Source organism: Pseudonocardia sp. P-1, assembly GCF_058111925.1.
In genome coordinates this window covers 5,147,834-5,172,467 of the sequence record NZ_CM176614.1, presented here as the reverse complement: position 1 = coordinate 5,172,467, position 24,634 = coordinate 5,147,834, and the positions used below count along the sequence as shown (strand labels likewise).

Genomic DNA, 24,634 nt, shown 5'->3' with positions numbered 1-24,634 from the left:
GGGCCGATGGCACGCGGACCCATCTGGCACATATCTGGCACGACATGAGAAAGCCCCGGCTCTAAACCGGGGCTGACCTGCGGATTCTTGTGTGGGCGATACTGGGATCGAACCAGTGACCTCTTCGGTGTGAACGAAGCGCTCTCCCCCTGAGCTAATCGCCCTCAGCGGTGAAACCAACTCTACACAGCCCGTCCCACCGCCGTTCACGGGGGTCACCCGTGGATCACCGCGGGCCCGTGACCAGCTCCGATCCCGGAACGGGCACCGGCGGGGGCGGCGGCTGGATCAGCGGCAGCAGCGGCGAGCGCAGCCACTCCCAGTGGATCCCCACCCAGCCGCCGGCCGTCTCGAAGATCCCGAACAGCCACGCGCACACGGCGACCGTGCCGAGGATCAGCGTCATCACCAGCAGCTGCACCACGCGGTTCTGGCGGCCCATCCAAGCCACCCAGCCGTCGTAGCGGACACGGACCCAGTGCAGGAGCCGCTGCGCCCAGCCGAACTCGGCGGCGAGCACGCCCAGGCCGAGGAAGATAATTGCCCAGCCGGGACCCGGCGCGGGCAGCGCGATGATCCCGATGATCACGATCGCGGTGCCGAGGACGCCTATGGTGATGCGGTAGGTCAGGTCCAGCACCGGGTTGTGGGCCACGCGGGCCCGGAACACGCGGTAGCGGACCTTCGCCCGCCGGTACTTCTTGCGGATACCGGTGTACCGGCGCCCGGAGGTGGTTCTCCCGGACGCCGGCACACCGACGTCGTTCTTCTCCGTCGTACTCAGGTCTCCACCTGCCCGGCCGCGACTACCTTGGTCGGCGCGGGAGGAGCCTCCCTTCCGCGCTCGAGCGAGACGGCGTATGTCCCGTAGGTCCCGCTGTCGGGCGATTCTACGGACACCGGTCCCGACTGCCCCGCTCGCACGTCGAACGTGCCGACCGCGCGCGGAGTTCCGTCACCGTCGAGTCCCCACAGGACGTAGGTCTGGTCCGCGGTCTCGTTGGGGCCCAGCCCCATCGGCATGACCTGGCGCTGTCCGTCCTTCACGACGACCGCGGCCACCATCGGCGCCCCCGGCTCCGCGGAGAGGAAGGCGTGCGGTGTCCCGGGCTGCGCGATGGCGGAGAGCACGTCGCGCAGCTCCTGGGCCTGCGCGAGGCTCGCGTCCCGCTCCGCCTGCAGGGACCGGATCTGCCCGAACGCCGCTCCCCCGCCGACGATCACCGCGAGTGCGACGGCCGCCGCGACCAGTACCCGTCCGGGGCGGCGCAGCCACCCGTTCTGGGCCGGACCGCGTCCGGCACCTCCCGACGGGCGTGTCGCGGGCCCGGTGGACGGCTCGGACCGCGACGGGCGGGCGCGCGCCCCCCGTCGGGCGCGGCGCCGGTGGACGACGTCTCGTCGCGGAGGGCGTGCCGCGGCACCGGGCGGTCGGACTCGCGTCCGAGCTGCGGGGTCTGCCGGGCCTGTTCCATGATCGACTCACGCAGCGACGGCGGCGGCTCGACCTGCGGCACCGCGCCACCGAGGACGGTCGTGGTCCCGGCGACGTCCGCGGCGAGCCGTCGGCACTCGTCACAGCTCTCGAGGTGCTGCACCACCTCGATCTCCTCGTCGGGCTCGAGGGCGTGCAGCGCCCACCCGACCGTCTGTTCGTTCATCGGACAGGGCCTCCCCTCGTTCACGACAGCCCTCCCGCCAGGTCTCCCCCGGCCTCCCCGAGCGCCGGGCCCAGCAGGTTCCGGAGCTTGGCCACCCCGGTGAACATGCGGGACTTCACGGTGCCCAGCGGCACCCCGGTCATCGCAGCCACCTCGCGTTGTGTGTAGCCGCCGTAGTACGCCAGCGCGAGGACCTTCCGCTGGTCCGCGGGCAGCTGACCGAGCGCGTCGCGCACCTGTCCGGCGACGAGTGCGCCGATGGCCCCCTCGTCGGCGCCCGGGCCGGGCGGGGCGTTCCACTCCGCGCCGTCGTCCGACGCCGGGACGGTGCGGCGCCGGATGGCGCTCTCCCGGCGGACGGCGTCGACGGACTTGTGGTGCACCAGGGTCAGCAGCCAGGTACCGAAGCGGCCCTTGGCCGGGTCGAAGCGCGACGGGTCGCGCCAGAAGGCCAGGAAGACCTCCTGCACGACGTCCTCGGCCAGCCCCTCGTCGGCACAGATACGTCGTGCGAGGGAGTAGGCCTGACGCCCGAAGCGGTCGTACAGCTCACCCAGTGCGGTCGAGTCGCCCGACACGATCCGTTGCACGAGTCGCGTGTCCCCCGCGTCGTCACGACGCGACGGGTCACGGCGCGCGGCAGGCCCGGCGGCCCGCCCGTGCTCGGGGCGGTCCGGCGGATCGGCGATGCCTGCCACCAGCGTTGTCCTCACGATTGCTGTGTTCGGTGTCCGTACCCGTTCCGGTTCGAACTCCGACGAGAGTAGTCGTTCCCGGTCACACGGCTCACACGCCAGGACGGCGCGGAGCCCGTTCAGCCCTGTCGCCACACGCAGCGAGTTACACCGTTGTGACTCGATCGGGGGTCATCCCACGGTGATCCACGTTCTTGCGCATCGAACCCGTCACCCCGAGGCCTTCTGTCTCGTTCCCACACTGACGCCCCACGCAACGCCCCCACGAAAGAGGATCACCGATGCGCGACGAGTCCAAGACGATCCGGGCGACGGCCATGTTCGAGCTCATCGCTCCGGACGCGCCTGTCGTTCCCGTGAAGGTCGAGCTGTCCTACAGCAGCCGCGACCCCTACGCCGTGCAGGCCTCGTTCAAGACCGGTCACGACACCACGGTCGACTGGGTCTTCGCCCGCGACCTGCTCGGCGACGGACTGGTCGACTCCGCCGGCACCGGCGACGTCCGGGTGCAGCCGATGAGCGACGACCCGACCCGGATCGAGCTCGAGCTCACCTCCCCGTCGGGCCACGCCCTGTTCACCACCTCCGCGGCGACGCTGTCGGAGTTCCTGCAGGCGACCTACGACGCCGTGCCGGCCGCCGCCGAGTACTCCTGGCTCGACTTCGACGCCGCCCTCGCCGACCTGCTCGACACCACCGCCCGGGACTGACCCGACGTACCCCACCACCGGGCGGAGCCCGTCTCCGCACGTGAGAGGACATCCGGTGGTGGAGAGAGGGGGCGGTCGGACCCCCCTCGGGGCGGGTGCTAGTGTTCTCTCACCGCTCCGCGGACGGGCCTCACGGCCCGGGACGCGGTGCACGGTGCGGACGTAGCGCAGCTGGTAGCGCATCACCTTGCCAAGGTGAGGGTCGCGGGTTCGAGTCCCGTCGTCCGCTCGGAGACTTCTCTTCCCACGCGCGATTAGCTCAGCGGGAGAGCACTACCTTGACACGGTAGGGGTCACTGGTTCAATCCCAGTATCGCGCACCATTTCCCGGATCCCCGGGGCCGCACATCGGCCCCGGGGATTTCGCATTTCCGGGTACGGCGACGCGCACCGCCGACCCCCCACGGCGCCCTCCCCCGGGCTCGTCCGGCGGTCGTGGCCCCGCTGACCTGGACGGACGATCACCGGGTACCCCCTCGACAGCGGCCACGGACGGTGCGCTACTGTTCTCCCAACGCACCGGGAACTTGCGGAAACGCTACGGGAACGGTGCGGCATGCGGACGTAGCGCAGCTGGTAGCGCATCACCTTGCCAAGGTGAGGGTCGCGGGTTCGAATCCCGTCGTCCGCTCTGCCGGGCCCCGACAGCAGGCCGGTTTCCGGCGGCGTGGCCGAGTGGCTTAGGCAAGGGCCTGCAAAGCCCTGTACGCGGGTTCGATTCCCGCCGCCGCCTCGCGCGATTAGCTCAGCGGGAGAGCACTACCTTGACACGGTAGGGGTCACTGGTTCAATCCCAGTATCGCGCACCATTCCCGGATCCCCGGGGCCGGAAGTCCGGCCCCGGGGATTCTGCTTTCCGGGCCTCCCCCGCCGCGGTTCAGCGCACCTGTTCCACCGGGCGCACGAGCATCTCGTTGACCGCCGCGTGCCGCGGGCGGGTCACGATGTAGACGACGGCGTCGGCGATGTCGGCGGGCTTCAGCACCCCGCGCCCGCCCTTCGAGGTCGCATCCGGTGCGTACTCCGCACCCGAGGTCGTCATCTCCGAGGCGACCAGGCCGGGCTCCACGAGGCCGACCCGTACGTGGCGCTCGGCGTACTCCTGGCGCAGCGCCTCGCAGAACGCGCCGACCCCGTGCTTGGTGGCCGCGTAGACGTTGCTCTCCGGCGACGGGACCCGCCGCCCGGCCACCGAGCTGATCGTGACCACGTCGGCGACGCCGCGCGGCCCACCGGCCGCCGTCGCCAGGTGCGGCAGGGCCGCGTGCGTCGTCGACAGGACGCCCGTGAGGTTGACGTCGATCATCGTACGCCAGTCCGCGACGTCGGACTCGGCCGCCGGGCCCCAGGACCCGAAGCCGGCGTTGTTGACGAGGACGTCCAGCCCGCCGTGCTGCTCGACCACCGCCGCGACGGCGGCGTGCAGCGCGTCGTCGTCGGTGACGTCCACCGGGTGCACCGACGCCCTCGGCAGCTCCGTCGCCAGCGCCTCGAGGCGCTCCCGGCGCCGGGCCAGCAGCGCCACCGTCGGCCCCTCGGCGGCCAGCGCCCGGGCGGTCGCCTCGCCGATACCGCTCGACGCGCCCGTCACGATCACCGTCGTCCCGTCCAACCGTCCGCTCATGACAGCGGTGTACCCGCGGACCCGGCGACGTAGTGATCATCGCCGGGGTGCGGCGCAGCTCCCGGGAGCGGGTGCGTTATCGTGGGGCAGCACGCGCCGGAGACGGTGCGACTGCGGACGTAGCGCAGCTGGTAGCGCATCACCTTGCCAAGGTGAGGGTCGCGGGTTCGAATCCCGTCGTCCGCTCCACGTCACCACGGTCGCCACCCGTTGCGATGCCGGGCGAACCCACCCTCCGAGTCGATCACCTGTCCGGTGATCCAGGCCGCCTCGTCGGTGCACAGCCACGCGATCAGCCGGGCCGGGTCGTCGGGCTCACCGAATCGGCCGAACGGGAACATCGGGGCCATCGCCCGGAACGCCTGCGCGCCGAGGTAGCCGGTGTCGACCGGCCCCGGGTTCACCGTGTTGACCCGCAGCCGCCGGTCCGCGAGCTGGTCGGCCAGCGTCGGGGTGATGCCCGCGACGGCCGCCTTCGCCGCTGCGTAGGCCACCTCGCCCGGCATCGGCCCGCGTGCCTGCCCCGAGGTGAGCAGGACGGCCGCGCCGCCGGGGCGGGTGTCGTCGTGCGCGTTCGCCCACGCCTGGACCAGCAGGATCGACGCGCGGGCGTCGACCGCCCAGTGCCGGTCCAGCTCCTCGGACAGCTCCCCCAGCGGACCGTCGGAGCCCGACAGGGCCTGGTTGGCGACGAGCAGGTCGACCGGCCCGGTGAGCTCGCGGGCGGCGTCGAGCAGACGCTGCGGCGCGGCCGGGTCGGCGAGGTCGGCGTGCACCCCGGCGACCGGTGCCGTCGCGTGTCCCCGGACCTCCGCGAGAGCGGCGTCGACGTCGTCGGCGCCCCACTCCTGCGTCGCGTCGTGCGGGGCGAAGTGGTGCACGACGACGGCCGCGCCGTAGGCGGCGAGCCGGCAGGCGGTCGCGTGCCCGATCCCGCCGCGCCGGCCGCCTCCGGTCACGAGCGCGGTCCGGCCGCGCAACGGCATCGGGTCCCGGCGCAGCGTGCTCACTCCCCGACCCTGCCCGACCGGGGCGCGCCCGCGCGAGGGAGTTGTCGCCCCGCGCCGACGTCACCGGCCGGCGGCCCGGGGAGGCGCTTCGCGTGCGTCAGCCGCGGGCGGTCTCCGGGGTGATCGCGCAGCGCAGCCGAGCGGGCAGTGCCTGCGGGTCGGGGGCGCCGCCGTCCTGCAGCCAGCGGGTCACCGCACGGACGTCGTCGGTGCCGCGGACCGGGCCGACCGCGACCACCGGCGACTCGGGACGCGTGCGGGCGGCGTCGCACGCCTGCACCAGCACCATCAGCCCGGGCCGCCGCGCCGCGCAGACACCCGGCCCGAGCCGGCACCCCGCGGTCACGAGCACCCCCTGGGTGCTGTCCTGCACCACCGCGCGCAGGCCCTCGACCAGCACCTCGTCGACGCCGGGCAGGGCCGCGACGGTGCCGTGCGCGTCCTCGTCGAACCCCGACGGCGCGTGGGCGCAGGCCCCGCACCGGACCACCGTGAACCCGTCCACCGGCACCCCTTCCTGCAAACAGTAATCGTTGTCGATTACAGTCGACGGTAACACCCGCGACGCAGGAGGAACACCGTGAAGCCCGGCATCCACCCCCCGTACGGTCCGGTCGTCTACCGCGACACGTCCACCGGCGACGAGTTCCTGACCCGGTCGACCGAGACCTCGCGCGAGACCGTCGAGTGGTCGGACGGGAACACCTATCCCCTGATCAAGGTGGACACGACCTCGGCGTCGCACCCGTTCTGGACGGGCAACGCCCGGGTGCTCGACGCCGCGGGCCAGGTCGAGAAGTTCCGCCGCCGCTTCGGGGAGCGCACGCGCGGGTAGGCCCGCGTAGCGTCGGGAGGCATGCGCCGCCGCCGTCGCGAACAGGTCCGGGTCGTCACCGACCTGACCGAGCCGCTGACGGTCGAGCACGGTCGTCGCATCCGGATCCGGCTCGTCGCGATGGTGGTGTGGATCGCGGGCTGGATCGTCGCCGGCGCCCTGTGGCGCGACGGCTGGCTGGCCACCGCGATCCTGCTGACCAGCGGCCCGGGGCTGTGGATCCTGTGGTGGCTGTTCGTCCCGCCCCGGGAGCGGGGACGGCGCGAGCCGGTCGGGCGCCGGCCCCCACGGGCACTGCCCGGGCCGCGGGACCTGCGGGAGTGATCGGGTGGGCGGCCGCGGGGTTCCGCGACCACCCACCCCGGCATCCGGCGTCGTGGGCCGGAGGGTCATCCCGTCCTGCTGATCTCCACCATGTCCTCGCGCGGCACGACCTTCGTCCGCTCGCGGCCGCGTGCCTCGCCGAGGCCGCGCTCGTGCTTGTCGAGCGCGAGCCAGCCGGTCCAGGTGGTGTACGCCACGCCCCGGCGTTCCAGCAGCGCGTCGACCTCGGCCGGGTCGCGACGGGGCGCCCGGGGCAGCTGCGGCGCGTCGGCCAGCAGGCTCGCGACGGTCTCCGAGGCGCAGCCCTTGGTGTGCCCGATCAGCCCGACCGGGCCGCGCTTGATCCAGCCGACGGCGTAGACGCCGGGCATCTCCTGGCCGTCGATGTCGTGTACCCGTCCCTCGCGCTGCGGCAGCACGCCGTGCTCGTGGTCGAAGGGCAACCCGGCCAGGTGCGAGCCGGTGTAGCCGATCGCCCGGTAGACCGCACCGACCGGGAAGTCGGTGAACTCGCCGGTGTCGCGGACGTCGCCGTGGCCGGTGTACTCGGTGCGCTCGATCCGGATGCCCTCGACGTGGTCGGTGCCGAGGATCCGCTCGGGGCGCGAGAGGAAGTGCAGGTGCACCCGGCGCGGGTCGCCGCGCCGGTCCCGCAGCGCCCACCCCTGCAGGGTCCGCACCACCATCTCGACGTGCTTGGCCGAGCGGACCTCGGCCGCGGCGACGTCGTCGAACTCGACGTCGGCCGGGTCGACGACCACCTCGACGCCCGGCACGTGGTCCAGCTCGCGCAGCTCCATCGGACTGAACCGGGCGTGCGCGATCCCGCGGCGGGCGAACACGTGCACGTCCGTGGCCGGATTGACCGCGAGCCCGGCGTGGACCGAGTCCGGGATCTCGGTGCCCGACAGCCCCTCGGCGGTGCTCGCCAGGATCCGGGCGACGTCCAGGGCCACGTTCCCGGCGCCGATCACCGCGACCGACGACGCGTCGAGCGTCCAGTCCCGGGGCACGTCGGGGTGGCCGTCGTACCACTGCACGAAGCGGGCGGCGCCGTGGCTGCCCGGAAGGTCGACGCCGGGGACGTCGAGATCCCGGTCCCGCTCGCAGCCGGTGGCCGCGATGACCGCGTCGTAGTGGTCGCGCAGGTCGGACAGGGTGATGTCGGTCCCGAAGTGGACGTTGCCGAACAGCCGCACGCCGGGGCGGTCCAGCACGCGGTGCAGGGCGTGCACGATCTGCTTGATCCGCGGGTGGTCCGGGGCGACGCCGTAGCGGACCAGCCCGAACGGGGCGGGCAGCTTCTCGAACAGGTCCACGGCGACGTCGGCATCGGACTTCAGCAGGGTGTCGGCGGCGTAGACGGCAGCCGGACCGGCGCCGATCACGGCGACGCGCAGCGCAGTCATCGTTCTCCTCGGGTGTCGACGGACCCCCGAGGCTATAGCAAGGTAAGCCTTACCTAACTATGACACAGGCAACACCGTGCGCGGCAACAGATCCGGGAAGTGGCCGCCGACCCGCTCGGAGTGGCGTCGCCACTCCCGCGGGTAGCCCAGCGACACCTCGACGAACGGGACGCCGTCGACCGTGACCGTCCGCGGGATGTGCAGGTGGCCGTGCACGACCACCCGCGCCCGGTAGCGGCGGTGCCAGTCGGCCGTCGCCGTCGTACCGCACCAGAGCGCGAACTCCGGGTACCAGAGGACGTCGCAGGGCTCGCGGACCAGCGGCCAGTGGTTGACCAGCACCGTCGGCAGGTCCGGGTCGAGCGCGTCCAGGCGGGCCGCCGTCGACGCCACCCGGGCCGCGGACCACTCGGCCCGCGTGGCGTACGGGGCCGGATGGAGCAGGTACTCGTCGGTGCAGACGACACCGGCCGCGTACGCCGCGGCCAGCCCCTCCTCCGACGTCGTGGTGCCGGCGGGCAGGAACGAGTAGTCGTAGGGCACGAACAGTGACGCGACGACGGCCGGTCCACCCGGGCCGTCCCACACCGGCCACGCGTCCTCCGGGGTCAGCACCCCGACGTCCCGGCAGCGACGGACCAGCTCGTCGTAGCGGGCGACGCCGGCGAGCTGCTCGACCGCGTCGGCCCGGGCGTTCTTGGCGCGGGTCCAGAGCTCGTGGTTGCCCGGGGTCCACAGCACCTGCGCGAAACGCTCCCGCAGCACGGCGAGCGTGGCGACGACGCTCTCGATCCGCTCGTCGACGTCACCCGCGACGATCAGCCAGTCCCCCGGGTGACCCGGGTGCAGCCCCGCGGCGATGTCGGCGTTCTCCGCGTGCCGCACGTGCAGGTCACTGACCGCGAGCAGGCGCGGCTCCCCGACGGCGGTCACCCGCCATTGGTACCCGGTGGGGTCCGGCCCACCGTCCGCCGGGGCCGGAAACGTACCTACCCGCGGTAACTTACTGCTGGTAGCTTCGGAACCGAGCTCGACGACGAGGCGGGGAGGCCGGGATGGCGGCATCGCGGGGAGTACGACGGTGGATCCGGTGGGTGCTGCGGCACGGGGCGATGCGGCGGGAGGTGACCCGTCAGGCGGCCAAGGGTGACCTGGGCGCGCACATGATCATCAACCCGGACGCGGTCCGGGACCCGTACCCGGCCTACGAGCAGATCCGTGAGCAGGGCCGGATGGTGCGTTCCGCGCTGACCTGGACCACGGTCGACCACGAGATCACCACCGAGGTGCTGCGCAGTTCCGACTTCTGCGTCGGCCTGCGCATGCCGGAGAACGCGCCGGGCCTGCTGCGCGCGCTGCTCGCCGCGGGCGGGACCTGGCCGCTCGGGCCGGCCGAGCCGCCGTCGCTGCTGTCGATCGACCCGCCGGACCACAACCGGGTCCGCAAGCTGGTCACCCGCTCGTTCAGCGCCAAGGCGATCTCGTCGCTGCGCGGGCGCACCGAGGAGGTCGCCGCACAGCTGCTCGCCGACCTGGAGGCCCGCACCGGCGCCGACCGGCGGGCCGACGTCATCTCCGGCTACGCCTCACTGCTGCCCGCGACCGTCATCACCGAGATGCTCGGGGCGCCGGTGGAGATGCGGGAGAAGTTCCTGGAGTGGGGCGAGGGCGGCGCCTACTCCCTCGACATGGGCCTGGACTACGCGACGTTCCACCGCACCGAGCGCGACATCGATGCCCTCACCGACTGGATGGCCGGGCACTTCGAGCGGCTGCGCCGCGAGCCCAACGACTCCATCCTGTCCTCGCTGGTCGCCGCCTACGACCAGGAGGAGGGCCGGCTCACCCACGACGAGCTGCTGTCGCTGGCGATGCTGCTGCTCGCCGCCGGGTTCGAGACGACGGTCAACCTCATCGGCAACGGCACCCGGCTGCTGCTGACCCACCCCGACGAGCTCGCCCGGCTGCAGGCCGACCCGGCGCTGTGGCCGAACGCCGTCGACGAGGTCCTGCGCTACGACTCCCCCGTCCAGCGGACCGGGCGCGTCGCCGCGCGCGACACCGAGGTGTGCGGGTTCCCGGTCAAGCGGGGCGCGCTGGTGCTCACCCACCTCGGGGGCGCGAACCGCGACCCGGACGTGTTCCCCGACCCCGCCCGGTTCGACGTCGGGCGCGCGGGCGCGGACCGGCACGTGGCGTTCAGCCAGGGGATCCACTACTGCCTGGGCGCGGCGCTGGCGAAGATGGAGGGCGAGGTGGGGCTGCGGGCGCTGTTCGACCGCTACCCCGACCTGCGCGCCGACGGCCCGGCCGAGCTGCGCGGGACCCGGGTGCTGCGCGGCTACCGGACGCTGCCGGTCCGCCTGGGCGACGCCCGGGTCCCCGTCGACGCCTGAGCTCAGGCCCGGTTGGTGGCGCTGGTGACCGTCGTCGTCACCAGGCTGATGATCGACATCCCGATCACGAGGTGGATCACCGCGGTGGCGATGCGGACGGTCCAGGGTTGCTCGGTGAGGATCAGCGGGGACACCGCGGCCAGCGCGGTGAGCAGCCCCGCGATCCAGCCGAAGTAGGACATCGGGCTCGGCACCGCGACCAGCAGCAGGTGCGCGAGCCCGGTGGCCGCCAGCCCGGCGACCGCCGCCCAGATCGCGAGGCTCTGCGCCGCGGCCCAGCCGTCGAGCGGCTCGGAGACGGCCGGGGCCAGGTACGGGATCTGCAGCAGGACCTGCAGGATCAGCAGCCCCACCAGGGCGATCAACGCGGCGATCACCGCCGTCGCCACACCGCCGGCCCACAGCCGACCGGGGTTCACCCCGCTGCGGGGACGCGGCCGGGCGGCCTCCCGGCTCATCTCTCGGGTGCGGTCGTCGGCCTCGGACATCGTAGTACTCCCCCGGTCGCGGACGGGCCGTGCGCGGCGTCGGTGTGGCGCGGCGCGACGGGGACCACCCGGGCCCGGGTGATCACCTGTGGTGGGCAGCAGACTACGCCCCGCGAGGATGCCCCGTCGGCCCGCGCCGCAACGCGGCGAGCGCGGCCTCCGCGTCGGCGACCACGCGCTCGCGACGGCGCTCCAGGGCCTCCCCGGACTCGGCGCCCGAGCCCATGTTGCCCTGGGCGTAGCGCGTCCAGACCCCGGTCCCGATGCAGGCACAGCGCCAGTGCGCGAACGCCACCCAGTACGGCAGCTGGTCCAGCGCGCGCCCGGAGCGCTCGGCGTAGCGGGTGGCGACGAGGTCGCGGTCGGGCCAGCCGGGCGCCGCGGTCGGGCCGCTGGTGATCGCGGGCAGCGTGTCGCCCGGACGCTCCCAGGACGCCAGCAGCCACCCCAGGTCGGCCAGCGGCTCCCCCAGGGCCGCGAGCTCCCAGTCGAAGACGCCGGTGATCCGGCCGCCGCGGAACGACAGGTTCCCCGGCCGGAAGTCGCCGTGGGCGATCCGCGGCCCGCCGTCCGGCTCCGGCGGCATCGCCTCGACCAGCGCGGCGTGCGCGGCGTCGAGCGCGGCGAGGTCGGTGAACGCGCCCGCGTGCGCCTGCCGGTGCCAGCGGCGCAGCTGCCGTTCCAGGTAGCGGCCGGGCCGCTGCAGGTCGCCGAGCCCCACCTCGGCCGGGTCGACGGCGTGCAGCGCCGCGAGCACCTCGGCGGTGTCGAGACCGCAGGCCCGCCGCTCCGGTTCGGGGACGGCCTCGCCCGCGGCGCGGTCCCCCGGGACCACGCCGTCCACCCAGCCCATCAGGTAGAAGCCGGCGCCCAGCACCGCGGTGTCCGAGCACAGGGCGACCGGCTCCGGCACCGGGACCGCGGTACCGGCCAGCGCGGTCAGGAAGCGCCACTCCCGGCCCATGTCGTGCGCGGTGGCGAGCACGCCCCCGGTCGGCGGGCGACGCAGCGCGTACGGCGTGCCGCGGGCGTCGGTGACCCGGAAGGTCAGGTTGGAGTGCCCGCCGGAGATCCGCTCCACGGCCACCGGGCCGTCGCCGAGCTCGACCCGCGGCACCTCGGCGGCCAGCCAGCGGGTCAGGGCGACCGGGTCCACCCCGTCGTGTGCGTCGGTCATCCCCCGATGCAACATGATCGCCCCCGCGCCGACCACCCCCGTTTCGGGCGCGACGATTGCGGGCACCTCTCCCCTGATCATGACCGGTCGCGTCCGGCGCACCCCGGCGCCGTCGACGACGACCGGTGGGAGAGGAACCCGTGAGCGACCAGATCACCGTCACCCGCACCGTGTCCGCCACCCCGCAGCAGCTGTTCGCGCTGCTGTCCACCCCCACCCGGCACCAGGAGATCGACGGCGCCGGGATGCTGCGGGGCGTCGAGGGCTCGACGGAGATCAGTGGTGTCGGCGACGAGTTCGTGATGAACATGCACAACGGCGACCTCGGCGACTACCAGATGAAGAACACCGTCACGTCCTTCGAGCAGGACCGCGTGATCGGCTGGGCGCCGTCGATGCACCCGATGGACGCGAAGAAGGACACGATCGGCGACGTGCGCGCCGAGGGCCACACCTACACCTGGCACCTCGCGCCCGAGGGCGACGGCACGACGGTCACCCAGGTCTACGACTGGAGCGGCGTGCAGGACCAGGGCTTCCGCGGCTTCTTCCCGATGCTCAGCGAGGACCAGCTCGCGGACTCGATCGAGAAGGCCGGACGGGCCGCCTCCTCCTGAGACCGTCCACACCCGACGGCGCCGCACCGGTCACCGGGCGGCGCCGTCGTGCGTTCCGGCCGGGGTCGCCCTAGGACAGCGGCAGGACGAGGCGGGCGAGCAGCCGCTCGGCCTCCGCGGCCGGGTCCTCGGTGAGTCCTGTGTGGACCGGGCCGGGGCACACGATGGTGCTGCGTGCGGTGGTGAGACGCCGGAAGCGGCGTCCGATGTCCTCCCCCGCGCCGGGCCCGCGGGCGGCCAGTGCGCCGGTGGCGTGCCGGTCCGAGCGCGGTGGCTCGGGCACCGCGGCCACCGCGGCCACCGTCGCCAGCAGCTCGTCGACGGCGTCGGCGTCGGCGGTCGGGTCGAGCGCGGCCAGCCGGGCGCGGTCGAGGTGGACCCGCACCGCGAGGACGTCGCGGGCCCGGCAGTGCAGCAGCACCCCGGCGTTCATCGACTCCCCACGCTCCACCCGCGGCACGACCCGCAGCAGCGCGTAGTCGTAGGCGACGAGGCCGCTCACCGGCCCTCACCGCCGCCGACGCCGCCGATCCGGAGCCACGGCGGACGGCGTGGGGCACGGTCGACCGGCCGCGGCCTGCCCGCCGCCACCGTCGCGGCGACGCCCGGCAGCCACTCCCCGCGCGCCGCGACCCGGGCCGCGAGCGCCTGGACGTAGGCGGCGCGCACGGCGTCGGGGCCCCCGACGCCGTCGACGTCGGCGATCCACTCGTCGGGCACCAGCGCCAGCACCCCCTCGAGCAGGTCCGGGGTGACCAGCGGGGCGAGTGCGCCGTCCGCGGCGTCGAGGTCGGGGTGGGCGCCGAGCAGCACGTGGTCGCCGGCGTCGAACGGGCGGTGGGCGAACCGTGGCGCGGCCGACCAGTCGTGGGCGAAGGTGAGCGTCGCTCCGTGGTCGATCAGGTAGGGCCTGCGGTGCCAGAGCAGCATGTTCGAGTTCCGCCAGGAGCGGTCGACGTTGCCGACGAGCGCATCGAACCAGAGCACCCGACCGGCGAACCCGGGCCCGACGTCGAACGCGACCGGGTCCAGGTCGAGTGCCCCGGGCAGGAAGTCGACGGCCAGGTTGAGCCCGTGGGAGTTCCGGAGCAGCTCCTGGACCTCCTCGTCCGGCTCGGTGCGCCCGAGCGTCCCGTCGACGACGATCGTCGCGATCCGCGGGACGGGCAGGCCCAGCGCGCGGGCGAGCTCCCCGGACACGATCTCGTTGACCAGCACCGCGCGGCCCTGCCCGGCGCCGGTGAACTTGACCGCGTAGGTGCCGAGGTCGTCGGCCTCCATCAGCCCGGGCAGCGACCCGCCCTCGCGCAGCGGGGTCACGTACCGGATCGCGGTCAGCCGGGGCAGCGCCCGCCCCTCGGTCGTCCGCTCGTGGCTCACCCGCGGAGGTTAGCGCCGAGCACGGATGCGGCCCGCACCCCGTGGCGTCGGGGTGCGGGCCGTGGTCGCGCTCGCGGGCGGTCCGGGAGGAGGGTCACCGGCCCGCCCGGCTCCGGGGCGCGCGGGCGGACCGGGAGGTGCGGGTCAGACCGAGACGGTCTGGCGCGGGATCGCCTGGGTCTGCTCCATGCGGCGGGCGGCCTGGCGGGACAGGAGCTCGTCGACGCTGAGCCGGCCCGGGCCGGTGGACATGAGGATCAGCGTGGCGCAGATGATGGTGCCGACGAGCGCCCAGCCGTTGTCGGCCATGAACAGGCCGTTCTTGCCGTGGACGAACCAGATCGCGCCGGCCATCACGAAGGTCATCATCGCGCCGGGCAGGACCATGCGGACACCGAGGGCGACCGAGACCGAGAACACGAGCTCGACCACGATCGTGAACGACGCCGCGCCGATCGCCAGCGGGATGCCGAACTTCGCGAACACGGCGGCGGTGTCGAACAGACCGGCGTCGATCTTCTTCCACGAGTGCATGACCATGATGTAGGCCAGCAGCAGGCGGGCGACGAGCAGCGCGACGTCGCGCGGGGTTCCGGTCAGGGAGCGGTACACGGTTCCTCCAGGTACGAGATGATCACCGCGGGTGAGCTCGTCACCACGGACTGCACAAGATCCTAGAGGCACGAACGCGCTACGCCGCCCGGTTCAGCCACCCTGCGCGACGAGACGGCCGCAGCACGCGACGAGATGTACGCCACCGCGTGTCACCCGACCGGGGAGCGCTGTGGCCGGTGGCCCACACGGCACGACCGGTCGAGCGGTCGCCCCGATCCGGCGTCGTCGCAGGTCGCGGGCACGCTGCGTGTCCCTGTCGGAGCGGAGATCACCCGGACGTCGCAGTGACCGGCGACTCACCCACCCGGGGGTCACCGACCGTCGGGGCCACGTGCAGCCCGTCGATTCGGACAGACCGCTCGTCCCGCACGACCCTGCGCGCGCCGGGCGGTACGCCCGAGCGGCCCAGTGACGCGCCGCCGGGTCGTGCCGTCGCGCTCGGGCCCCGGCGCTGCGCCATGATGGCCGTCGTGTCCGACACGAACAGCCACGACATCACGGCGACCACGGAATGGACGGCGCTGACCGAGCACGCGGCGGAGGTCGAGCCGCGGCACCTGCGGTCGCTGTTCGACGACGACCCCGACCGCGCCGGTGCGCTCACCGCCACCGGGGCCGACCTGGTGCTCGACTACTCCAAGCACCGCATCACCCGCAACACCGTCGGGTTGCTGACGGACCTGGCGCGGGCGGCCGGGCTGCCCGCCCGCACCGAGGCGATGTTCACCGGTGAGCACGTGAACACCTCCGAGGACCGGGCCGTGCTGCACACGGCGCTGCGGCTGCCGCGTGACGCGTCGCTCACCGTCGACGGCCAGGACGTCGTCGCCGACGTGCACGCCGTCCTGGACCGGATGGGCGAGTTCACCGACGCGGTGCGCTCCGGGGCGTGGACCGGGTCCACCGGGCAGCGGATCCGCACGGTGGTCAACATCGGCATCGGGGGCTCCGACCTGGGGCCGGTCATGGCCTACGAGGCGCTGCGCGACTACGCCCAGCGCGACCTCGAGTGCCGGTTCGTGTCCAACATCGACCCGACCGACCTGTACGAGAAGACCCGCGACCTCGACCCGGCGACCACGCTGTTCGTCGTCTCGTCGAAGACGTTCACCACGCAGGAGACGCTGACCAACGCCCGCAACGCGCGGTCCTGGCTGCTGTCCGGGCTCGGGACGGACGACACCGGGGTCGTCGCGAAACACTTCGCCGCGGTCTCCACGAACGCGGAGAAGGTGTCGGAGTTCGGCATCTCCACCGACAACATGTTCGGGTTCTGGGACTGGGTCGGCGGCCGCTACTCGCTGGACTCCGCGATCGGGCTGTCGCTGATGTGCGCGATCGGCCGCGAGCACTTCGCGGAGTTCCTCGCCGGCATGCACGCCATGGACGAGCACTTCCGGCGCACCCCGCTCGAGCAGAACCTGCCGGTGATCTCCGGGCTGCTCGGCGTCTGGTACGCGAACTTCTTCGGCGCCGACACCCGCGCGGTGCTGCCGTACTCCCAGTACCTGCACCGGCTGCCCGCCTACCTGCAGCAGCTGACCATGGAGTCCAACGGCAAGTCCGTGCGCGGCGACGGCACCCCGGTCACCACGACCACCGGCGAGATCTTCTGGGGCGAGCCGGGCACCAACGGCCAGCACGCGTTCTACCAGCTGCTGCACCAGGGCACCCGGCTCGTGCCGTGCGACTTCATCGGATTCGCCCGCCCGCACCACGACCTGCCCGGCGAGGACGCCGCCGACTCCCACGACCTGTTCATGGCGAACCTGTTCGCCCAGTCCGCGGCGCTGGCGTTCGGCAAGACCGCCGCGGAGATCGAGGCCGAGGGCACCCCGGCCGACGTCGTGCCGCACAAGGTGATGCCGGGCAACCGGCCGTCGTCGACGATCCTGGCCGAGAAGCTGACCCCGTCGGTGCTGGGGCAGATCATCGCCTTCTACGAGCACGTCACCTTCGTCGAGGGCACGATCTGGGGCATCGACTCCTTCGACCAGTGGGGCGTGGAGCTCGGCAAGGTCATGGCCAAGCAGTTCGGCCCCGCGCTCCACGACCCGAACCCGCCGGACGCCGCCGAGGCCGGTCTCGACACCTCCACCGCCGCGCTGATCGGCCGCTACCGCGCCTGGCGTGGTCGCTGAGGCACCTCTCCGGCGGAGGAGCGTCGCCAGGGGGAGAATCGCCCGGTGAACGACCAACCGTCGGCCCCGCTGCGGGCCCGCGTCACCGGTCCGGTCGCTGCGGCCCTGCTCGTCCTCGCCGGGGTGCTCATCGCCCTGGCGTGGACGGGAGTGCTGCAGGGCGGTGACACCGAGACCGCCGTCGGGCTGGCCGCGGACCGGATCCCCGGCGTCACCGTGGTCGCGTTGGTCGTCACCGAGCTCGGCAACACCGTCGGGAGCACGGCGGTCGCGCTCGTCGGCGGGGCCGTGCTCGCGGTGCGCGGCCGGGTCGCGGAGGGCCTGTGCCTGGCCGCGGTCCCGCTCGTCGCCAGCGTGGTGTTCACGGTGGTCAAGCGGATCCTCGACCGGGCCCGTCCGCCGGCAGACCTGCAGGTGATGGCCGTGGCGAACGAGTCGCTGCCGTCCGGGCACGCGACAATGGCCGCCGCCGCATGGACGACGCTGGTGCTCGTGCTGTGGCCGGTGCTGCGGTCACGCGGCCGGGTGCTGCTCACCGCGTTCGCGGTGCTGTGGGCGGGGGCCGTCGGGTTCACCCGCATCTATCTGGGTGTGCACTGGCTCTCCGACGTGCTCGCCGGGTGGACGCTCGGGGCGGCGCTGGCGTTCACCGGGGTGACGGTGCTGTCGCTGGTGCTCGCCCGGCGGACCCGGCGACCGGACACCGCCGCGGCCTGACCCCGCGCGGCCCCACCAGGGCGCCGGTCAGCCCGCGGCGTCCCCGTCCGGCGTCGCGGCGCCGGTCAGGCCGCCGGTGATGCGCGTGGCCCGCTCCCCCGCCGCGGCGAGGGTGCGGGCGTGGTCGTGCCAGGCACCGATGTCGTCGCGCAGCCACGCCGCGCGCAACGCCTCGGTCGCCGTCGTCCACTGCCGCAGCAGCGCGACCCCCTCGGCGGCACCGCCGGCCCTCCGGTGGGTGCGCAGCGCGCCGGTCATGGCGAGCACGGCACGCATCGCGGTCGCGACCTTCCCGGTGATCTCGATCGGCACCGGGAGCCCCGCCGTGGCGTGCGCGACGGCGGCCGCGCGGGTCAGCAGCAGCACCACGGCCACGACCCCGACCAGCACGACGACGGCCGCCACCCAGAACGCCGCCCCCACCACCGGGGTGAACGCGAGCACCAGGACGACGAGCAGCAGCACCGGGACGACCCATCGCGCACCGCGGGCGGTCCGCACCAGGGTGTGGGCGCGGCGCTGGGCCGCGGGATCGGGTGGGGCGTCGTCGGCGCGCACGAGGCCGCGGTCGAGGAAGAGCAGAGCGGTGTCGGACGTGTCCGGCATGGGGTGATTGTGCACGGCCCCCGGTCAGACCTGCTCCTGCGGGCACCACCAGGTCGACCGCCCGCCGACGGTCCCGTGCACCATCTCGGCCCCGCAGCGCGGGCAGTGCCCACCCGGGTGCCGGTGCTCGACGACCTCACCGGTGTGCACGCCACCGTTCGCGACGGCCCGCTCCAGCGCGCGGTCGAGGTTGCGGTGCAGCCGGTCCAGGTCGGTGCGGGTCAGGTCGCGCACCGGGGCCTTCGGCGAGATCCGCGCCTGCCACAGCGTCTCGTCGGCCAGCAGGTTCCCGACGCCTGCCAGCACGGACTGGTCGAGCAGCCGTGCCTTCACCGCCGACGTGCCGCGCAGCAGCCGGTCGCGGAACTCGGCCGGCTTCATCCCCTCCGCGTCGGGGCCGAGACCGGACAGGTCGGGGTCGAGCCGGACCCGGCCGAGACGGCGCTTGTCGAACAGCCGGAACTGCCCGCCGTCGTCGAAGGTCATGGTGAACCGGTCCCACTCGGCCTTGCGCGGCTGCCGGTCGGGGCGGGCGGGGCCGCCGCCGATGCGCTCGCCGTCGGAGTCGGTGACGACGATCCGTCCGCCCATCCCGAGATGCACGCCGAGCGCGGGCCCCGCCTCGCCGTCGGCGGTCTCGGTGTCGCACCACATGGTCTTGCCGATCCGGTTCGCCCGGGTGAGCCGCCCGCCCCTCAGCGCCGAGGCGATGTCACCGGGCCGGTGCGGGCGGCAGACCCAGTCGTCGCGGTCGTCGACGACGGTGATCGTGCGGCCGACGGCCTCGGCGAGGACCGTGCGTGCGTTCTCCACCTCGGGCAGCTCGGGCATGACGGTCAGTGTGGCGTGGCCGGGGAACACGCGCGCGCCGGTCCGTCGTTGGGGCCGGTGTGACTGCTGGTGAACGGATGAAGGTGCGGGCGCCCGAACTGCGCGGACGGCGGTGGCTCAACACCGGCGGCGAGGACGTGACCCTCGCCGGGCTGCGCGGGCGGATCGTGGTGCTCGACTTCTGGACGTTCTGCTGCGTCAACTGCCTGCACGCCCTCGACGAGCTGCGGCCCCTGGAAGCCGAGTTCGGTGACGTCCTGACGATCATCGGGGTGCACTCGCCGAAGTTCCTGCACGAGGCGGACCCGGCCGCCGTCGAGGCCGCCGTGGAGCGCTACGACGTCACCCACCCCGTCCTCGACGACCCGGAGCTCACCACCTGGGACGCCTACGCCGCCCGCGCCTGGCCGACCCTGGCCGTCATCGACCCGGACGGGTTCGTCGTCGCCCGGATGGCGGGCGAGGGCCACGGCCCCGGGCTGGCCGCGCTGGTCCGGGAGCTGGTCGGCACACACGGCGACCGGCTGCGCCGCGGGGACGACCCGTACGTCCCGCCGCCCGCGCCGGACACCGCGCTGCGGTTCCCCGGGAAGGTCGTCGCGCTGCCCGGCGGCACGTTCCTCGTGTCCGACACCGCCCACCACCAGCTCGTCGAGCTGGAGTCCGACCTGGAGACCGAGGTGCGGCGGATCGGGTCCGGGGAGCGCGGGCTCACCGACGGCGCGACGGCGGCGGCCCGGTTCTCCGAGCCGCAGGGACTCCTGGTCCTCCCCTCCGGCGACGCCGTACTGGTCGCCGACACCGTCAACCACGCGGTCCGGCGGGTCGACCTGGCCGACGGCACCGTGTCCACCCTGGCCGGGACCGGTGAGCAGCTGCGCGAACGGGTCGCCGTCGGTGGCGCGTCGGCGCTGCTGTCCTCGCCGTGGGACCTGGCGTGGTGGAGCGGGACGGTCGTCGTCGCGATGGCGGGACCGCACCAGCTGTGGACCCTCGACCCCGCCACCGGCGAGGCCCGGGCCCTGGCCGGGACCACCAACGAGGGACTGCGCGACGGCGCGTTCGACGAGGCGTTCTTCGCCCAGCCGTCCGGGCTGGCCGCCGGCCCCGACGGGACGCTGTGGGTCGCCGACTCCGAGATCTCCGCGCTGCGCCGGGTCGGCGACGGCCCCGGGGCCGCGGTCGCGACGGCCGTCGGGCAGGGGCTGTTCGAGTTCGGGCACCGCGACGGCCCGGCCGCGCAGGCGCTGCTGCAGCACCCGCTCGGGGTGACCGTGCTGCCCGACGGCTCGGTCGCCGTCGCCGACACCTACAACGGCGCGGTACGCCGGTTCGACCCCGCGACGAACCTGGTCTCCACCCTGGCCGAGGGGCTCGCCGAACCGTCGGACCTGCTCGTCGACGGCGAGACGCTGGTCGTCGTCGAGTCCGCGGCGCACCGGCTGGTGCGGCTGCCCGTCCCGGCCGGGTCGCTGGTGTCCGGCGACGCCCACGTCGTCCGGCGGACCCCGACGGCCCTCGCCCCCGGCGTGGCGCTGCGGATCGGGTTCGCCCCGCCCACCGGGCAGCACCTGGACGACCGGTACGGCGACCCGACGTCGCTGACCGTGGCGGCCGACCCGCCGTCGCTGCTGCTGTCCGGCGGGGGCACCGCGACCGGGCTGACCCGCGAGCTGCGCCTGGACCCGGGCGTCGGCGCCGGGGTGCTGCAGGTCGCGGTGACCGCGGCGGCCTGCGACGACCCGTCGGACGGGTTCGCCGCCTGCCACCGCTACCAGCAGGACTGGGGCATCCCGGTGACCGTCGACGACGGCGGGTCCGCCGAGCTGGCGCTGGACCTGCGCTCGGTCTAGCCCAGCCAGGCCAGGACCGCCATCACGCGGCGGTGGTCGTCCGACGACGGCGGCAGCCCGAGCTTGGTGAAGATCGAGGAGATGTGCTTCTCCACCGCGCCCTGGGTGATCACCATGAGCCGCCCGATGGCGATGTTGGTGCGGCCCTGGGCCATGAGCTCCAGCACCTCGCGCTCGCGCGGGGACAGCTCGGCCAGGGGGTCGCGCCGGCGGCGCTTGGTGAGCAGCGCGGAGACGACCTCGGGGTCCAGCACGGTGCCGCCCGCGGCGACCCGGCCGAGTGCGTCGGAGAGGTCGGCGAGCTTGGACACACGGTCCTTGAGCAGGTACCCGACCCCGCCGCCGGCCTCCAGCAGGTCGGTGGCGTAGGACTCCTCGACGTACTGCGACAGCACCAGGATGCCGACCGACGGGAACCGCCTGCGGATCTCCAGCGCGGCCCGCAGCCCCTCGTCGGTGAACGAGGGCGGCATCCGGACGTCGACGACGGCCACCTCGGGCTGGTGCTCCTCCACCGCGGCGACGAGGGCGGTGCCGTCCCCGACGGCGGCGAGCACCGTCGCGTCCGCCTCCTCCAGCAGCCGGACCAGGCCCTCGCGCAGCAGCACCGAGTCCTCGGCGAGGACCACCCGCATCGTCATGGACCCATCCTGGGTCACGCGTCCCCCAGGCCGGCGACCGGGACCTCCGCGGTCAGGACGGTCGGGCCACCGGGCGGGCTGTCGACCTCCAGGCGTCCCTCGACGATCTCCAGCCGGTCGGCGAGCCCCGCCAGACCGTGCCCCTTGCCCGGGTGGGCGCCGCCGCGGCCGTCGTCGCGGACGCAGACCCGCAGCAGGGTCTCGTCGACGGTCACGGTGACCGTCACCGCGGTCGCGCCGGCGTGCTTGGCGATGTTGGTGAGCGCCTCGGTCACCACGAAGTACGCGGTGTTCTCGACCAGGGCGGGCAGCCGGGCGCCGTCGTCGAGGCCCACGTCGAGGTCGACCGGGACCGGGCAGCGCCCCGCGGCGGCCCGCAGCGCCGGTCCGAGCCCGCGGTCGGCCAGGATCGGCGGCGCGATGCCCCGGGACAGCGCACGCAGCTCCGAGAGCGCCTCGCGGCTCTGTTCCAGGGCCTCGTGCAGCAGCGGGCGGGCGCGCTCGGGGTCATCGTCGAGGCGCCGGACGGCGGACTCCAGGTCCATGCCGAGCCGCACCAGGCGCTGCTGCGGCCCGTCGTGGATGTCGCGTTCGAGCCGGCGCAGGGTCTGCGCCTCGGCCGCGACGGCCGCCCGGCGGCCGGCGGCCAGCGCCAGCGCGCGGGCCCGCAGCGCGGCGGTCTGGTTGGTGAGCAGGCCTCGGGCGAGCAGCGCGCGCACGTCGGTCAGCCAGCGCACGACCGTCGGCAGGGTCATCAGCAGCAGGACACCGAGCCCGGTGTTGAGCGCGACGTCGCCGAGGGTGGAGTCGATGCCGGTGATCGAGCCGAACAGCGTCCAGTTGTTCGGCCCGCGCGGCAGCGACCACTGCCAGAACACGTAGAACAGCCCGCCCAGGCCGGTGACCGACCACACCAGCGCGATCGCCGCGGTCACCGTCCGCACCGGCAGCGCGGTGACGGCGTGCGCGACGTCGCGCCAGCTCTGCGGGTCGGCCAGGGCCCGGAACAGCCGCCCCATCAGCGAGCGCCCGCGGTTGGGCCGGTAGTGGTGCGGCGGGAGCGGGCCGCCGGTCGCGGCCTCAGTGGCCCGGCGTTCCAGCTCGGCGAACCCGCGCGCCGCGGCCAGCAGCCCGACGGTGATCGGCAGCCCGATCCAGATCACGAACGTCCCCGCGCCCAGCACCAGCCCGACCAGGACCACGACCCCGCTGACGACCGCCAGCGGCAGCCCGGTCAGCAGGTAGGCCATCTGGGCGCCGAGCCGGGTGCGCCCCGGCCACGACGACGGCCAGCCCGGCGGGTGCGGCAGGTGCAGGCCGCCGTCGCGCAGCAGGTACTCGCGCAGCGCGCCGTTGCCCCAGCCCTCCAGCGCGCGGACCAGGTGCGGGTCCAGGTGGCTGCCGCCCGGCTCGTCGGGGGCGGGGCGGGGGCGGGTGGCGAGGTCGCGGTCGGCCGGCTCCTCGGACATGCGGTCCTCCTGCTCGGCGCGGCACGGGTGCACCCCGAGGATAGGCGGTGACGAACACCCCGCCGGGGTCGCGTGGGACGGGGGCGACATGGTGAGCTACCCCTCGGTAACAGACGCGACGACGCGAGAAGGTGTGCCCGTGGACCCCGCCGACCTCACCGACGTCCTGGACTCCGTCCGTGACTTCATCCGCACCGAGGTGGTGCCGCAGGAGGAGCGGATCGACGCCGAGGACGCCGTCCCCGAGCGCATCGTCGCCCAGTGCAAGGAGATGGGCCTCTACGGCTTCACCATCCCCGAGCAGTACGGCGGCCTCGGCCTGACCGCCTCGCAGGAGGTCCGCCTCGCGTTCGAGCTCGGCTGGACGACCCCCGCGCTGCGCTCGCTGTTCGGCACCAACAACGGCATCGCCGGGCACGTGCTGCTGGAGGGCGGCACCGAGGAGCAGAAGAAGCAGTGGCTGCCCCGGCTCGCCTCCGGCGAGGTCACCGCCTCGTTCGGGCTGACGGAGGCCGACGCCGGCTCCGACCCCTCCTCGCTCACCACCCGGGCCGTCCGCGACGGCGACGGCTGGGTCCTCAACGGATCCAAGCGCTACATCACCAACTCCCCCGTCGCCGACGTGATCATGGTGTTCGCGCGGACCGACCCGGACGCCCCCGGCAACCGCGGCATCTCCACCTTCCTCGTCCCGAAGGGCACCCCCGGCCTCTCGGTCGGGCCGAAGGACCACAAGATGGGCCAGTTCGGCGCCTGGACCGCCGACGTGTACCTCGACGACGTCCGCGTCCCGTTCGAGAACGTCGTCGGCGGCGAGGAGGGCATCGACAGGGGCTTCCTCGTCGCCGCGAAGTGCCTCGCCCACGGCCGGCTGCACATCGGCGCGGTCTGCGTCGGGATGGCCGACCGGCTGGTCCACGAGACCGTCGAGTTCGCCCGCACCCGCGAGCAGGGCGGCAAGCCGATCGCCCGGTTCCAACTGGTCCAGGGCCTGGTCGCGGACTCGGTGACCGACGCCCGCGCGGGCCGCGGCCTGGTCCTCGACGCCGCCCGCAGCTTCGACGACGGCACCGACATGGTCTCCGGGCCCGCCGCCGCGAAGTACTTCTGCTCGGAGATGGTGGGCCGGGTCGCCGACCGCGCGGTGCAGGTGCACGGCGGGGCGGGCTACATGCGCGGCGTCGCCGTCGAACGGTTCTACCGCGACGCCCGGCTCTTCCGGATCTACGAGGGGACCAGCCAGATCCAGCAGGTCATCATCGCCCGCGACGCGCTCGGCCGCGCCGCCCGGGGCTGACCGCGCCCCGCGCCCCACACCGCCCCCGCACCGCTCCGCCCCCGCCCTCCGGGTAGCTCCCAGGGTCACTCTCGTAGCGCTCTAAGCCACGAAAGTGACACTCGGGGCAGCTCCGGTCGGGAGCGGCGCGAGGATGGT

At 73.9% G+C, this 24,634-nt stretch carries 27 protein-coding genes and 7 tRNA genes; 15 read left to right on the top strand and 19 right to left on the bottom strand.

Going from position 1 to position 24,634, the window contains the following annotated elements; translation table 11 throughout:
• Positions 1-92 precede the first annotated feature (92 nt).
• The 5 genes from AC0GKK_RS25450 to AC0GKK_RS25430 all read right to left on the bottom strand — a co-directional run bounded on the left by AC0GKK_RS25450 (position 93) and on the right by AC0GKK_RS25430 (position 2,359).
• A tRNA-Val gene (locus tag AC0GKK_RS25450) sits at positions 93-164 on the bottom strand.
• A gap of 62 nt (positions 165-226) precedes the next feature.
• Entirely contained in the window at positions 227-754 is a 528-nt protein-coding gene (locus tag AC0GKK_RS25445) for a TIGR02611 family protein (RefSeq protein WP_489882718.1), read from the bottom strand.
• A 26-nt stretch (positions 755-780) separates the two neighbouring features.
• On the bottom strand, positions 781-1,224 hold the full coding sequence (locus tag AC0GKK_RS25440; RefSeq protein WP_489882717.1) for an anti-sigma factor: 444 nt from the start codon (positions 1,222-1,224) through the stop codon (positions 781-783).
• A complete protein-coding gene (locus AC0GKK_RS25435; RefSeq protein WP_489882716.1) occupies positions 1,221-1,661 on the bottom strand; it encodes a hypothetical protein in 441 nt (146 codons plus the stop codon). The genes AC0GKK_RS25440 and AC0GKK_RS25435 overlap by 4 nt, the downstream gene beginning before the upstream one ends.
• 20 nt (positions 1,662-1,681) lie before the next feature.
• Entirely contained in the window at positions 1,682-2,359 is a 678-nt protein-coding gene (locus AC0GKK_RS25430; RefSeq protein ID WP_251784990.1) for an RNA polymerase sigma factor, read from the bottom strand.
• Positions 2,360-2,637: 278 nt separating this feature from the next.
• Here AC0GKK_RS25430 and AC0GKK_RS25425 point away from each other — a divergent pair, with 278 nt between their 5' ends.
• The 6 genes from AC0GKK_RS25425 to AC0GKK_RS25400 all read left to right on the top strand — a co-directional run bounded on the left by AC0GKK_RS25425 (position 2,638) and on the right by AC0GKK_RS25400 (position 3,875).
• Positions 2,638-3,066, top strand: a complete 429-nt coding sequence (locus AC0GKK_RS25425) for an SsgA family sporulation/cell division regulator (protein WP_073574127.1) — start codon at positions 2,638-2,640, stop codon at positions 3,064-3,066.
• 156 nt (positions 3,067-3,222) lie between these two features.
• A tRNA-Gly gene (locus tag AC0GKK_RS25420) sits at positions 3,223-3,295 on the top strand.
• A gap of 19 nt (positions 3,296-3,314) precedes the next feature.
• A tRNA-Val gene (locus AC0GKK_RS25415) sits at positions 3,315-3,389 on the top strand.
• Positions 3,390-3,624: 235 nt separating this feature from the next.
• A tRNA-Gly gene (locus AC0GKK_RS25410) sits at positions 3,625-3,697 on the top strand.
• Positions 3,698-3,727: 30 nt separating this feature from the next.
• A tRNA-Cys gene (locus AC0GKK_RS25405) sits at positions 3,728-3,799 on the top strand.
• A 1-nt stretch (position 3,800) separates the two neighbouring features.
• Positions 3,801-3,875, top strand: a tRNA-Val gene (locus AC0GKK_RS25400).
• Between the two features lie 68 nt (positions 3,876-3,943).
• Here the strand turns inward: AC0GKK_RS25400 and AC0GKK_RS25395 are convergent.
• Positions 3,944-4,690, bottom strand: a complete 747-nt coding sequence (locus AC0GKK_RS25395) for an SDR family oxidoreductase (RefSeq protein ID WP_489882715.1) — start codon at positions 4,688-4,690, stop codon at positions 3,944-3,946.
• A gap of 113 nt (positions 4,691-4,803) precedes the next feature.
• On the opposite strand from AC0GKK_RS25395, the gene AC0GKK_RS25390 reads away from it, so the two are divergent.
• Positions 4,804-4,879: transfer RNA gene (locus AC0GKK_RS25390), tRNA-Gly, on the top strand.
• Positions 4,880-4,881: 2 nt separating this feature from the next.
• Here AC0GKK_RS25390 and AC0GKK_RS25385 read toward each other — a convergent pair.
• Both AC0GKK_RS25385 and AC0GKK_RS25380 read right to left on the bottom strand, forming a co-directional pair.
• Positions 4,882-5,700: an SDR family oxidoreductase gene (locus AC0GKK_RS25385; protein WP_405416577.1), complete on the bottom strand. Its 819-nt coding sequence runs from the start codon at positions 5,698-5,700 to the stop codon at positions 4,882-4,884.
• 97 nt (positions 5,701-5,797) lie between these two features.
• Positions 5,798-6,205, bottom strand: coding sequence for a hypothetical protein (locus tag AC0GKK_RS25380; protein WP_405416576.1), 408 nt, complete (start codon positions 6,203-6,205; stop codon positions 5,798-5,800).
• Positions 6,206-6,280: 75 nt separating this feature from the next.
• On the opposite strand from AC0GKK_RS25380, the gene AC0GKK_RS25375 reads away from it, so the two are divergent.
• Both AC0GKK_RS25375 and AC0GKK_RS25370 read left to right on the top strand, forming a co-directional pair.
• Positions 6,281-6,535, top strand: a complete 255-nt coding sequence (locus AC0GKK_RS25375) for a type B 50S ribosomal protein L31 (RefSeq protein WP_020624102.1) — start codon at positions 6,281-6,283, stop codon at positions 6,533-6,535.
• A gap of 21 nt (positions 6,536-6,556) precedes the next feature.
• Positions 6,557-6,859: a hypothetical protein gene (locus AC0GKK_RS25370; protein ID WP_489882714.1), complete on the top strand. Its 303-nt coding sequence runs from the start codon at positions 6,557-6,559 to the stop codon at positions 6,857-6,859.
• A 65-nt stretch (positions 6,860-6,924) separates the two neighbouring features.
• Here AC0GKK_RS25370 and AC0GKK_RS25365 read toward each other — a convergent pair whose 3' ends face one another.
• Both AC0GKK_RS25365 and AC0GKK_RS25360 read right to left on the bottom strand, forming a co-directional pair.
• Positions 6,925-8,268: an FAD-dependent oxidoreductase gene (locus tag AC0GKK_RS25365; protein ID WP_202417792.1), complete on the bottom strand. Its 1,344-nt coding sequence runs from the start codon at positions 8,266-8,268 to the stop codon at positions 6,925-6,927.
• Positions 8,269-8,325: 57 nt separating this feature from the next.
• Positions 8,326-9,201: a metallophosphoesterase family protein gene (locus AC0GKK_RS25360; RefSeq protein WP_489882713.1), complete on the bottom strand. Its 876-nt coding sequence runs from the start codon at positions 9,199-9,201 to the stop codon at positions 8,326-8,328.
• Positions 9,202-9,362: 161 nt separating this feature from the next.
• Here AC0GKK_RS25360 and AC0GKK_RS25355 point away from each other — a divergent pair, with 161 nt between their 5' ends.
• The gene (locus AC0GKK_RS25355) at positions 9,363-10,664 is read left to right on the top strand and encodes a cytochrome P450 (protein ID WP_405416574.1); all 1,302 of its coding nucleotides are present in this window, start codon (positions 9,363-9,365) and stop codon (positions 10,662-10,664) included.
• 2 nt (positions 10,665-10,666) lie between these two features.
• Here the strand turns inward: AC0GKK_RS25355 and AC0GKK_RS25350 are convergent, their stop codons facing one another.
• Together AC0GKK_RS25350 and AC0GKK_RS25345 are read right to left on the bottom strand one after the other, a co-directional pair.
• A complete protein-coding gene (locus AC0GKK_RS25350) occupies positions 10,667-11,152 on the bottom strand; it encodes a DUF6069 family protein (RefSeq protein ID WP_405416573.1) in 486 nt (161 codons plus the stop codon).
• A gap of 103 nt (positions 11,153-11,255) precedes the next feature.
• Complete coding sequence (locus AC0GKK_RS25345; protein ID WP_489882712.1) at positions 11,256-12,329, bottom strand: phosphotransferase family protein; 1,074 nt, start codon at positions 12,327-12,329, stop codon at positions 11,256-11,258.
• Between the two features lie 140 nt (positions 12,330-12,469).
• Between AC0GKK_RS25345 and AC0GKK_RS25340 the strand changes: the two genes are divergently transcribed.
• Positions 12,470-12,946: an SRPBCC family protein gene (locus tag AC0GKK_RS25340; protein ID WP_489882711.1), complete on the top strand. Its 477-nt coding sequence runs from the start codon at positions 12,470-12,472 to the stop codon at positions 12,944-12,946.
• A 70-nt stretch (positions 12,947-13,016) separates the two neighbouring features.
• Here the strand turns inward: AC0GKK_RS25340 and AC0GKK_RS25335 are convergent, their stop codons facing one another.
• The 3 genes from AC0GKK_RS25335 to AC0GKK_RS25325 all read right to left on the bottom strand — a co-directional run bounded on the left by AC0GKK_RS25335 (position 13,017) and on the right by AC0GKK_RS25325 (position 14,938).
• Positions 13,017-13,448: a DUF3037 domain-containing protein gene (locus AC0GKK_RS25335; protein ID WP_489882710.1), complete on the bottom strand. Its 432-nt coding sequence runs from the start codon at positions 13,446-13,448 to the stop codon at positions 13,017-13,019.
• Positions 13,445-14,326: a HipA family kinase gene (locus AC0GKK_RS25330; RefSeq protein ID WP_476651841.1), complete on the bottom strand. Its 882-nt coding sequence runs from the start codon at positions 14,324-14,326 to the stop codon at positions 13,445-13,447. Before AC0GKK_RS25330 ends, AC0GKK_RS25335 begins: the two co-directional genes overlap by 4 nt.
• Before the next feature lie 144 nt (positions 14,327-14,470).
• On the bottom strand, positions 14,471-14,938 hold the full coding sequence (locus AC0GKK_RS25325) for a DoxX family protein (RefSeq protein WP_482637818.1): 468 nt from the start codon (positions 14,936-14,938) through the stop codon (positions 14,471-14,473).
• A 473-nt stretch (positions 14,939-15,411) separates the two neighbouring features.
• On the opposite strand from AC0GKK_RS25325, the gene pgi reads away from it, so the two are divergent.
• A complete protein-coding gene (gene pgi / locus AC0GKK_RS25320; RefSeq protein ID WP_489882709.1) occupies positions 15,412-17,082 on the top strand; it encodes a glucose-6-phosphate isomerase in 1,671 nt (556 codons plus the stop codon).
• Between the two features lie 45 nt (positions 17,083-17,127).
• Positions 17,128-17,799 carry a phosphatase PAP2 family protein gene (locus AC0GKK_RS25315; RefSeq protein WP_405416565.1) on the top strand — a complete coding sequence of 224 codons (672 nt, stop codon included), beginning with the start codon at positions 17,128-17,130 and terminating at the stop codon, positions 17,797-17,799.
• Positions 17,800-17,826: 27 nt separating this feature from the next.
• On the opposite strand, the gene AC0GKK_RS25310 is transcribed toward AC0GKK_RS25315, so the two are convergent.
• Together AC0GKK_RS25310 and AC0GKK_RS25305 are read right to left on the bottom strand one after the other, a co-directional pair.
• Positions 17,827-18,405 carry a hypothetical protein gene (locus tag AC0GKK_RS25310; protein WP_489882708.1) on the bottom strand — a complete coding sequence of 193 codons (579 nt, stop codon included), beginning with the start codon at positions 18,403-18,405 and terminating at the stop codon, positions 17,827-17,829.
• Positions 18,406-18,429: 24 nt separating this feature from the next.
• The gene (locus AC0GKK_RS25305; protein ID WP_489882707.1) at positions 18,430-19,236 is read right to left on the bottom strand and encodes an Fpg/Nei family DNA glycosylase; all 807 of its coding nucleotides are present in this window, start codon (positions 19,234-19,236) and stop codon (positions 18,430-18,432) included.
• Positions 19,237-19,313: 77 nt separating this feature from the next.
• Between AC0GKK_RS25305 and AC0GKK_RS25300 the strand changes: the two genes are divergently transcribed.
• The gene (locus AC0GKK_RS25300; protein ID WP_489882706.1) at positions 19,314-21,089 is read left to right on the top strand and encodes an NHL domain-containing thioredoxin family protein; all 1,776 of its coding nucleotides are present in this window, start codon (positions 19,314-19,316) and stop codon (positions 21,087-21,089) included.
• Here AC0GKK_RS25300 and AC0GKK_RS25295 read toward each other — a convergent pair.
• Complete coding sequence (locus tag AC0GKK_RS25295; protein ID WP_226358027.1) at positions 21,086-21,724, bottom strand: response regulator transcription factor; 639 nt, start codon at positions 21,722-21,724, stop codon at positions 21,086-21,088. The two genes, AC0GKK_RS25300 and AC0GKK_RS25295, sit on opposite strands and share 4 nt — an antisense overlap.
• A gap of 20 nt (positions 21,725-21,744) precedes the next feature.
• Positions 21,745-23,199 (bottom strand): sensor histidine kinase, encoded by a 1,455-nt coding sequence (locus AC0GKK_RS25290; RefSeq protein ID WP_346106455.1) that lies wholly within the window; start codon positions 23,197-23,199, stop codon positions 21,745-21,747.
• A gap of 139 nt (positions 23,200-23,338) precedes the next feature.
• Here AC0GKK_RS25290 and AC0GKK_RS25285 point away from each other — a divergent pair, with 139 nt between their 5' ends.
• Positions 23,339-24,496: an acyl-CoA dehydrogenase family protein gene (locus tag AC0GKK_RS25285; RefSeq protein WP_476651848.1), complete on the top strand. Its 1,158-nt coding sequence runs from the start codon at positions 23,339-23,341 to the stop codon at positions 24,494-24,496.
• Positions 24,497-24,634 lie beyond the last annotated feature (138 nt).

Bases quoted from the DNA above. Each gene is read 5' to 3' on its own strand.
- AC0GKK_RS25300 (WP_489882706.1), top strand. From the start codon at position 19,314: ATGAAGGTGCGGGCGCCCGAACTGCGCGGACGGCGGTGGCTCAACACC.
- AC0GKK_RS25295 (WP_226358027.1), bottom strand. From the start codon at position 21,724: ATGCGGGTGGTCCTCGCCGAGGACTCGGTGCTGCTGCGCGAGGGCCTG.
- AC0GKK_RS25305 (WP_489882707.1), bottom strand. From the start codon at position 19,236: ATGCCCGAGCTGCCCGAGGTGGAGAACGCACGCACGGTCCTCGCCGAG.
- AC0GKK_RS25395 (WP_489882715.1), bottom strand. From the start codon at position 4,690: ATGAGCGGACGGTTGGACGGGACGACGGTGATCGTGACGGGCGCGTCG.
- AC0GKK_RS25435 (WP_489882716.1), bottom strand. From the start codon at position 1,661: ATGAACGAACAGACGGTCGGGTGGGCGCTGCACGCCCTCGAGCCCGAC.
- AC0GKK_RS25425 (WP_073574127.1), top strand. From the start codon at position 2,638: ATGCGCGACGAGTCCAAGACGATCCGGGCGACGGCCATGTTCGAGCTC.
- AC0GKK_RS25350 (WP_405416573.1), bottom strand. From the start codon at position 11,152: ATGTCCGAGGCCGACGACCGCACCCGAGAGATGAGCCGGGAGGCCGCC.
- AC0GKK_RS25370 (WP_489882714.1), top strand. From the start codon at position 6,557: ATGCGCCGCCGCCGTCGCGAACAGGTCCGGGTCGTCACCGACCTGACC.
- AC0GKK_RS25345 (WP_489882712.1), bottom strand. From the start codon at position 12,329: ATGACCGACGCACACGACGGGGTGGACCCGGTCGCCCTGACCCGCTGG.
- AC0GKK_RS25310 (WP_489882708.1), bottom strand. From the start codon at position 18,405: ATGCCGGACACGTCCGACACCGCTCTGCTCTTCCTCGACCGCGGCCTC.
- AC0GKK_RS25290 (WP_346106455.1), bottom strand. From the start codon at position 23,199: ATGTCCGAGGAGCCGGCCGACCGCGACCTCGCCACCCGCCCCCGCCCC.
- AC0GKK_RS25365 (WP_202417792.1), bottom strand. From the start codon at position 8,268: ATGACTGCGCTGCGCGTCGCCGTGATCGGCGCCGGTCCGGCTGCCGTC.